At 61.7% G+C, this 2,188-nt stretch carries 1 protein-coding gene; it reads left to right on the forward strand.

Going from position 1 to position 2,188, the window contains the following annotated elements; translation table 11 throughout:
- Window positions 1–217: 217 nt before the first annotated feature.
- Window positions 218–946, forward strand: a complete 729-nt coding sequence (locus tag D9C15_RS33015; RefSeq protein ID WP_128003693.1) for a hypothetical protein — start codon at window positions 218–220, stop codon at window positions 944–946.
- Window positions 947–2,188 lie beyond the last annotated feature (1,242 nt).

The following is a 2,188-nucleotide window of genomic DNA, read 5'->3' on the forward strand; positions in this document are numbered from 1 at the left end:
CATGTCGCGGAGGATTGACGCCACGGCTGAGTTCGAGGCATGCAAGTAGGCGTGTGGACTACGAACGCGAGGCCTAACCCTTCGCTCGAGCCGACCCCCACCGGCAAGGCACTTGGGCCGCGAGGCGCCAAGGCTTATCCTGCACCTCGCGGCCCAAGCGCCTTTCCGTTGGGGTCGTCTCAGCTCAAACGTTAGGCCCCGCGAACCACACTGCGACATGGACCTCAAACGAAGCCTTCCGATACTCGCTGCCGCATGCCTTGCTCCAGTGCTGCTCTGGTTCCACGTCTTCTGGGAACCCAGCTTCTCTCGGGAGTCGTCGACCTGGAGCAATTTTGGCAGCTACATCGGCGGGGTCCTCTCACCTCTCTTGGCGTTCGCTGCCTTCGTGGGGCTACTCATCACGATCAATCAGCAACGTGAATCCGCCGTGCAGCAAGTCGTTGCTACCAACGATGATGCCTACTTCCGGCACGCGGTCTCCTGCCTGGAACGAGCGTTCTCTACGCTAAGCAGCAGCGATCAAGCGCGCCGCCCAGTTCAAGATCGCCTAGCTTGGCTTACTTGTGCACGATTGCTTCTCTCGGCTCGCACGGCCGCAAGGAACATCTCACCCGCCTCCAGCGGTCTTCGAGCTCTCTACGAAGGCGAAGAGGAGCATTGGCGGCACCAGTTCTATGAACTCCTTCAGCCACTCTCCATTGGCGGAGTCGGCACACAGGCCGCCTACTTTCAAGCAGACGGAGCGTCCAATAGAGGCGAGATTGATGAGCGCTCGATTCGCGTCATCTACAGCTTCACGGAGTGGCCACCTGATCGGCTTGATCCCATCGACGAAGTGCCGAGATACACCGAAGCTGAGCTGGACAACCTGCGGGTTGGTATGGTCGGCATTCGCGGCTATCTCCTGTCACAGCCTCGGTTTCAGCGCCGCAGCGGGGCCTAACCCCTCGCTCGAGCGGACCTCCACCGGCAAGGCGCTTGGGCCGCGAGGCGGTCAAGGCATATCATCCGCCTCGCGGCCCAAGCGCCTTGCCGTTGGCGTCCGCTCAGCTCAAACGTTAGGCGTCACATTGAAGAGCTAGTCCAATCGCCGCGCCACGCTCTTAGTAGAGATACCGGCGACTCGCTACAGAGTCCTCTCTCCCCAGGGGCGGACACCACGAGCCGGTGACACGGTCGCATTGGATCAAGGGTTCACTGGTCCGGACGGGTTGCCAATGGTGCTCGTGTACTTCCCTCCAGATTTCAGCGCTCAAAGCCTGTACGAAGCGGAGGTGTATGAATCCGAACTGGAGTAGCTCAACGGCAGATGACTGGTTCGCAGAAGAGAAGCGCCAAGCCAGTGTGCATGCCTTTGGGCAACATCCCCCAGTGCGAGCGCCGCACGTAGCATTCCGGGCATGGCTTGAGAGTCATTGCGCGGTCACGTGCAATGCCCGTCAATCCATGAGTCCCGGCGCCGCACGCGGTGACGCCTAACCCTTCGCTCGAGCGGACCTCCACCGGCAAGGCACTTGGGCCGCGAGGCGCCCAAGGCCTATCATGCACCTCGCGGCCCAAGCGCCTTGCCGGTGGCGTCCGCTCAGCTCAAACGTTAGCCGTCAGATTCGCCGCGTCTCATCACGACTCCGCGATGATCCGCGAGCGAGGTGGCTCACCGGACGCGAAGACCAAGTACCGTCGATCGGCAGCAAGCGGATGCCACCCGTTCTTGATCACATAGGTAGAGCCAATCCCAGCGACAGCCGCCCCTCCCGCGGAAACGCGCGTGCGACCACGATAAACAACGCTATGCACGTGCGCCCGGTGCGGTGCCTGAAGTAGGTCGGACGTCATGATCTGCAGTCCAGTTGCGCCCTGTCGAATCGAAGAGTCGGCTGCGCCAACTGACACCATCTGCTCGTCGCTGAGGTCGTGCAACTGCACCACGAGGCAGCCCGGGCGAGTACCGGTCAGTTGATCGCTGGCCGCGTCACGGAGTTGCCTTCGGATGCCTGCAAGCACTGCGTCCGCTTCAGCGCTCTCCAAGAGCACGATGACTACTCGCCGCTTCGGCGCAAGCATCATCATGAGCATTGGGTTCCTTCGCCCCGTTAGGCCAGCCACAAAGTCGTCGACGGCTTCTCGCCGGCGATGTCCCGGAGTCTGTTGAACGCATGAGCTGAGGTGGCGGCTCCTTCGACCC

Source organism: Piscinibacter defluvii (genome assembly GCF_004011805.1).
GTDB lineage: Bacteria > Pseudomonadota > Gammaproteobacteria > Burkholderiales > Burkholderiaceae_C > Piscinibacter > Piscinibacter defluvii.